The organism is Micromonospora deserti (assembly GCF_003236335.1).
Lineage (GTDB): Bacteria > Actinomycetota > Actinomycetes > Mycobacteriales > Micromonosporaceae > Micromonospora > Micromonospora deserti.
In genome coordinates this window covers 1-423 of record NZ_POUB01000583.1, presented here as the reverse complement: position 1 = coordinate 423, position 423 = coordinate 1, and the positions used below count along the sequence as shown (strand labels likewise).

1 protein-coding gene is annotated in these 423 nt (G+C 71.2%); it reads right to left on the bottom strand.

The features are described from left to right. A partial coding sequence (locus C1I99_RS32030; RefSeq protein WP_325049261.1) for a nitrilase-related carbon-nitrogen hydrolase occupies positions 1 to 423 on the bottom strand: 423 nt, incomplete at both ends.

The following is a 423-nucleotide window of genomic DNA, read 5'->3' as shown; positions in this document are numbered from 1 at the left end:
GGCCAGGTCGACCACCGCCAGCGCCTCCTCGAACATCGGCGCCCGCAGGGCAAGCTCCCCGCTCGCCTGGACGGCGAAGGACGCGCCGTCGAACACCATCTCGTCCTGGCCGCCGACGAGGTGGGCGTAGAGCAGCGGCAGCCCGGTCGCGCGGGCGCGCTCGGCCATGCGTTGCTCGCGCTCCTCCACCTTGCCGATGTGAAAAGGCGAGGCATTGATGACGCACAGCAGCGCCGCCCCGGCCGCCTTCGCGGCGGCGGCCGGCTCCTCGAACCAGGCATCCTCGCAGATCAGCAGGCCGACCCGCGTGCCCTTCACGTCGAGGACGACGGCGCCCTGGCCCGCATCGCGTCCCGAGCAGAAGTAGCGCCGCTCGTCGAACACCTGGTAGTTGGGCAGCTCGCGCTTGGCATACGTCGCAAT